At 50.9% G+C, this 6,762-nt stretch carries 4 protein-coding genes; 1 reads left to right on the forward strand and 3 read right to left on the reverse strand.

What is annotated here, in order from left to right; genetic code table 11:
* Nucleotides 1–313: 313 nt before the first annotated feature.
* Genes PPL9_RS29590 through PPL9_RS29600 form a run of 3 tightly spaced genes read right to left on the reverse strand, consistent with a single transcriptional unit; the run spans nucleotide 314 to nucleotide 5,467 of the window.
* A complete protein-coding gene (locus tag PPL9_RS29590) occupies nucleotides 314–3,793 on the reverse strand; it encodes an efflux RND transporter permease subunit (RefSeq protein ID WP_057466062.1) in 3,480 nt (1,159 codons plus the stop codon).
* On the reverse strand, nucleotides 3,790–4,893 hold the full coding sequence (locus PPL9_RS29595) for an efflux RND transporter periplasmic adaptor subunit (protein ID WP_057466063.1): 1,104 nt from the start codon (nucleotides 4,891–4,893) through the stop codon (nucleotides 3,790–3,792). Before PPL9_RS29595 ends, PPL9_RS29590 begins: the two co-directional genes overlap by 4 nt.
* Nucleotides 4,894–4,918: 25 nt before the next feature.
* Nucleotides 4,919–5,467, reverse strand: coding sequence for a PadR family transcriptional regulator (locus tag PPL9_RS29600; RefSeq protein ID WP_057466064.1), 549 nt, complete (start codon nucleotides 5,465–5,467; stop codon nucleotides 4,919–4,921).
* A gap of 421 nt (nucleotides 5,468–5,888) precedes the next feature.
* Here PPL9_RS29600 and puuE point away from each other — a divergent pair.
* Nucleotides 5,889–6,762, forward strand: an 874-nt coding sequence (gene puuE, locus PPL9_RS29605; RefSeq protein WP_208989723.1) for an allantoinase PuuE, incomplete at its 3' end; no start/stop codon positions are given.

Here is a 6,762-nt window from a genome sequence, read left to right on the forward strand (position 1 = left end):
GAGGAAAGCGTTTCTGAAGACAAGACGTCTTTGAAAGTCAGCCTCGAAGACATTGCGAAAGCTGGCGTCCTTGATCCCAAGCAGGACAAGGAAAAAAGCAGCGAGTAGCTGTGCTCTGCTATCTGATTTTAAAAGGCCGCGGATTATTCCGCGGCCTTTTTTGTGAGCTCTGCGAGTGGGGAAGAGGAAGCTGGCTTAGGTGCGAAGAACGCGAAGACTGGACTGAGGGACACAAGCGCATTGTTCGCTCTTATAGCAGGCAATAAAAAAGGCTGCCGAAGCAGCCTCTTTCGCGTTTGTTATAGTCAAAGCCTCACTCAGCGGCTTCAGGAACCCGCTTGACCTCTTCAGAAGCCTCATCACCAAAGGTTGGCTCTCTCGGATCCTGATTGCCATTTGCAAGCGCATACTGATCTGCAGACATCTGGCCTTTACGTCTGTTTGCAACCCGCCCATAACCATTCGCAAGATGCATCGGCATCACCAGAGCAATCGGGATCACAACCAGCGTCAACATGGTTGAAAACGCCAGACCGGAGATCACCGCGGTTGAGAGCTGCACCCACCAACTTGCAGTGACGCTGCCAAAGGTCGTGACCTGATTGGCAAAGTCAAAGCTGATCTGCGTTGCCATTGGAATGAGGCCCGCAATCGTGGTGATTGTGGTCAGCATCACCGGACGGACACGCTGAGCGCTTGTACGCAGGGCTGCATCTACCGGGCTCTGCCCATCTTCACGGAAACGATTGTAGGTATCAATAAGAACGATCGCGTTGTTCACCACGATACCTGCCAGCGCTACAATACCCGTACCGGTCATGATGATTGAGAACTTCTGCCCCGTCACCAACATGCCAAGCAGCACACCAAACGCACTCATAACCACAGTCGAGAGCGTCAGGAAGCTCTGGTAGAAGCTGTTGTACTGGGTCAGTAGAATGATGAACATCAGGAACAGCGCACCAATCATTGCCTTCATCAGGAAGGCCTGAGATTTGGCTTGCTCTTCATTCGCCCCGCGGAACTTGATGAACACACCGTCCGGCCATTGCTGAGCATCGATCCATTCCTGAATCTCTGCCTCTTTCTCGGTCACGAGGAAGCGGTCTTTATCAACGCCAGCTTTAACGTCCAGAGAGAACATGCCATTGCGGCGTGTAATGCTGGAAACCTTCTGCTTCGGTGTCCGCTCCATAAAGTTGGAGAGGGGAATCTGACCCAGCTGAGTACGAAGACGCAGCTCATCAAACTTGTCCAAAGTCCGCTCGTTCTGAGGAAGACGCACACGAATGTCCACTTCATCCTCTGAGTCAGACGGGCGATAGTCACCAATCAGTACACCGTTGGTTACAAGCTGAACCATAGCGCCTACAGCTGCGATATCAGCCTTATAACGAGCCGCTTTTTCGCGATTGATGGTCAGTTCCCAGTCAATGCCTGGCAACGGACGGCTGTCTTCCTGATCACGCAAGCCATCAACAGTGTCGATGTGATTGCGAACGCGGTCTGCGGTCGCAACAGCTGCTTCATAGTTGTTTGAGTTGATCTGCAACTGGATGTCTTTACCAGTTGGAGGGCCGCCCTCAACCTGCCGGGACTCAACCTTGATACCCGGAAGCAGAGAGGTTTTCTCACGAACGCTGTTAAAGATTTCCTTTGCCGACGGGCGGCAACAGAAGTCAGCAAACTCAATGTCGATAGAGCCAATCAGATCCGCAGGAGCGTTGTTACCGCCGCCACCACGCACACCAACAGGGAAGGCGCGGGTTACGACATTTTCAATACCCGGCTCAGCCAGAATGATGCTGTCAACGTCCCGAACCAGTTCAAGGGCCTCAAGAGCGGACATGTTACCGCGAGCGGTCACATAGAACTTACCCTGCTCAGGCTCTTCATCCACGAAGAACTCTGTGCCGGCATTGTTGCTCATAAAGGTCATTAAGATACTGCCACAAAGAACCAGCATGGCAACGATCGCCAGCATACCGGCCCACCATTTGCGAACCAGAAACTCCAGTACGGCAATATAGGCACGCGTAATACCGCGCAGCTTTGACGTGTCAAACGGACCATGCCCGGAGAGCACTTTTGCGGCTGCCAACTCTTCCGTTTTACGGCGCTCAGCACGCGCACGAGAATAGTTGAGGATTGGTTTGAACATCTTCATCAACGGCAGATAAGCCATGATGATGATAGCGGCCCCAAGCAGTTTTGATGCAGGACCAAGGACCGCAACGATTGGTGTCAGGCTGGAGACGACAGCAGCCAGTCCTACAGCAACGATAAGAGCCAGAAGATGCTCGCCATACTTGCTCATAAACGCAAAGACAGCGGCCAAAATACCACCTGTCACGGGCAGGAACACCATGGCCGTCAGCAAAGAGCCAGACAGAACGATGATCACCATGATTGGCAGGTAGCTCATGAACTCGCCCGGTACACCTGGCCACAGCAACATTGGTAGAAAAGCCGCCAGCGTTGTTGCAGTTGATGAAACAATCGGCCAGAACATCAGCTTGGCAGCACGGATGTAAGCATCCCGTGGAGGCATACCTTCAGCTGCCTTACGGTCTGCGTACTCCACCATCACAATCGCGCCGTCAACCAGCATACCAACAGTCAGCACCAGGCCGAACATCACCATGGTGTTCACGGTCATACCGATGGTCGTGAGTGTCAGGAAACCCAACATGAAGCTTGTTGGAATAGCCAAGCCAACCAAGATGGCAGACCGCAAACCAAGAGCAGCAATAACAACAACCATCACGAGGAAAATTGCTGTCATGATGGAAGATTCAAGAGAGTTTAGGGTCTGAAAAATGTTGTCTGATACATCGAGCATATAGCTCACAGATACTGTACTTGGCAGCTCTGCAGTAACGTCTTCAACAACAGTGCGAACAGCAGCATTGTTCTCGATAATGTTCTCGCCAATGCGTTTGATCACATCCAGAGAAACAGCAGGCTGACCATTTACAAGTGTAAAGGTACTTGGATCTTTGAAGGTACGTTTGATCGTAGCGATATCACCAAGTGTCACGACACCTTCACCAGCTTGTTTCACCGGTAAGGAATACACATCATCTGCATCAAGGATCAGACCTGGCACTTTGATGTTGAAGCGGCCAGCACCTCCATCAATAAAGCCTGCTGCAATCAGCTGGTTGTTCAGCCGAAGTGCATTGATTAGCTCGCTCTGACTGATGGAGTAGCTTTCCATCTTAAGCGTATCAATGATCACTTCCAGCAACTCATCACGCTGGCCAGTCAACTCCACTTCTTTCACCGACGCAATGGACTCGATCTCGTCTTTCAAGCGGTCTGCAAGACGGTAAAGCGTGCGGGCAGGAACATCACCGGAAAGGGCGATGGTCATGGTCGGCTGAAGCGCCATATTGTGAGTGCTGACGGTCGGTTCTTTGGCGTCCTCAGGGATCTTGGTCTTCGCCGTGTCAACCTTTTCACGAACATCCGTCAGCGCTTTGTCTTTGTCGACATTAATGTCGAACTCCAACAAAATGCCCACATGCCCTTCGGCGGCGATCGTTGTGATCTCCTTCAAACCTTCAAGACCGCGGAGTTCAGTCTCCATCGGTTGACCGATCAGGCGGGTTCCGTCTTCTGGAGAAATACCGGACTGGCTGACAGAAACATAAAAGAAAGGAACATCAATATCAGGCGCAGCTTCTTTGGGAATCGCGATGTAGGACATAATGCCTGCGATCACCATGAAGAGCATCATCACAAAAACTGTTTTGGGGCGTTGGAGCACCCCTTCCAGCATGGATATCATTGTGAAACCTCCGCGGTTTCAAAAACGGGATGAACAACGCGGCCTTCTTTAACGAAGTCCTGACCAACAGTAATAACGGTCACTTTTTCTGGCAGGCCCTTGAGCCAGACACCCTTTGTGTCTCCGCCGATCATTTCAACAGGATAGAAAATGACCTTGTTGTCTGCACCAACGCCGCGCAGGCCAATATCCCCATTGTCAGCAAGGGTCAAAATGCCCGGTGATACAAAGTGTGCTTTCTCATTGGCAAGTTGCAGCTGAGTGCTGGTCGTAACACCGTCCTTCAAATCAAAATCAGAGTTCGGCAGTTCAACTTCCACGTGGAAAGTACGTGTGTCCGGATTGGCGGAGCTCGCAATGTGGCTCACTTTGCCTTCAACGGTTTGACCAGTCACCAGATTTACAACAGCGGTCTGGCCAATCTTTACAGCCTGAATGTTGGATTCTGAAACAGCGCCGATTGCAAGCATTGGGTCCGGTGCCATGATTGTCGCGCAAACTTTGCCAACACCCAGCATTGCGCCCACTTCTGTCAGTGGTGTCTCGATGATCCCATCAATAGGGGCGCGGATTGCTGTACGTTCCAGCTCAAGTTCAGCTTCCTGCAACTGGGCTTTGGCCGCGTCGCTTGTCGCTTTAAGCGCGATCACACGGTTCGCAGCAGAAAAGCCTCTGTTGTTCAGCTTGCTGGCAGCTTCAAAATCAATATTGGCCTGAGCCAGCGCTGCATTGGCTTGAAGAACGCGTGCTTCACGTGCGCCGCGATCAAGAGAACAGAGCAAATCACCTTTACGAACGAACATGCCTTCCGTTGCAGGGCGTGTACGCACCACACCAGCAGTTTCCGAATGCACTTCAACGCGCGTATCAGCCTGCGTTCGTCCGCGCATTTCCAAAAATGGAGTTCGTACTGTTGCTTCAAGGGTCTGCACTTTTACGGCAAAGGGAACAGAGCCGAGAGCTTTCACTCTTTCTGCTGGTGGTGGAGTCGAACCTTCGCCGGTACCCTGACCCATAACCACAGTTGTGCCGGTCACCATCCAGATGCCGATTCCGGCTGTAAGCCCCAAAGCCAGAACATGTGAAAATCGAATTGCCATTTTTCTCTCCGCCGGTTCTAGGCGATTATTCAGCTGTTTGAGCGTGGGAGACACGCTCGCTGGCGATACGCTCAAGCTTGCTTCGGTTCATTTTCATGTAATTAAGGGAAGCACTCAGTGTGGTAATGCCGTATTCCAGTGTCCACGCGCTTGCCGGATCCTCACAAATCTCAAGTTCGTGGGTCATGCCCCCGATTTTGAGCTCCAGATGCTCAATGCGGCGGTCAATCTCCTTGGAAATAAACTCGCCACCAACCCAGCGGCTATAAAGTGCAAGCAGAAGAAACGGGGATCTGAACAAATCTTCGACAGGGGTCTCAGACAGCTCTTGTACAAAAGCGTCACGACCTGCCTGCGTAATAGAATAGATTTTCCGAGAAGGTTTGCCTGGCGAAATTTCTTCGCGCCACGTCACAAGACCGTCCTGTTCCATCTTGGCAAGCGACGGATAAATTGACCCGTAACTGGCTTCAATGAAATGACTGAAATGCCCTTCTTGCGCAGTCTTGCGAATTTCATATCCAGTAGCATCCCCGCTGGATAATATGGCAAGACAAAATTTACGTGTGCTCATTCCCCACCACATCGCACTGAGTGTTAAAAGAGACCTCATATAGGTGTGAGGTCGAATAACTTACTGAACTTAAAAGACTTAAAATCGATTAGAGCTAAAGTCTGGTCACGTTCGATATATATCGACTAGATATATGTGAAACTTTTTACTGAAAGCTATAATCACTGTCAAATGTAGAAATGTAACAGGATGTCCCGGTCGCGCTACATAGGGTTCAGATTGTTCTCGTGCTCAAAATTTCAATGGTTACCCTTCAAATTTAATAAGATTTCTACAAAAGAATGTGTCCGCCATCACAAGTTGAGCCATTTTTTGTGAGTTCAGGAGGAGTTGTGCATTGGAATTCTGCACAAACCTACTTGTCTTGTCTTGCTGTTTTGAGGTGAAGTGTTTCCAACAAACTTCAAAAAGGTATTTCATGATGGATTATGCACGCGACATGATTGGGTATGGCCGGAACACGCCGAACCCTAACTGGCCAGGCAATGCGAAAATCGCGGTTCAGTTTGTCATCAATTACGAAGAAGGCGGCGAGAACAACATCCTTCATGGAGATGCTGGGTCTGAAGCTTTCCTTTCTGAGATTGTTGGCGCCCAAACCTGGCTTAACCAACGACACATGAATATGGAGTCAATGTATGAGTACGGCTCGCGTGCTGGCTTCTGGCGTCTGTGGCGTTTGTTCCGCAAACATGGACATCCGGTGACTTGTTATGGCGTTGCCACGGCACTGGAGCGAAATCCTGAAGTGGTTGAGGCCATGAAAGAGGCTAACTGGGAAATTGCATCTCACGGCCTCAAGTGGATCGAGTACAAAGATTTCTCTGCCGATGAAGAGCGCTGGCACCTCCAGCAGGCGATCAAGAGTCATATAGAGACGACTGGAGAGCGTCCTTACGGGTGGTACACAGGCAGAAGCTCCGTAAACACTCTGCCATTGGTAATGGAAGAAGGTGGCTTCCTTTACAGCTCAGACAGCTATGCAGACGACCTGCCTTATTGGGTTGAAGGTCCAAACGGCCCGCACTTGATCATCCCTTACACGCTGGATGCCAATGATATGCGGTTTGCAACACCGCAGGGCTTTAACAGCGGTGACCAATTCTTTACCTACCTGAAAGATAGCTTCGACACGCTTTACGCGGAAGGGGAAGACGGAGCGGCCAAAATGATGTCCATCGGCTTGCACTGCCGCCTTGCCGGACGCCCTGGCAGAACAGCAGCTCTTGCCCGTTTCTTGGATTATATCTCCCAAAAGCAGGATGTCTGGGTGCCGCGCCGGATCGATATTGCCC

The organism is Pseudovibrio sp. POLY-S9 (assembly GCF_001431305.1).
Taxonomy (GTDB): domain Bacteria; phylum Pseudomonadota; class Alphaproteobacteria; order Rhizobiales; family Stappiaceae; genus Pseudovibrio.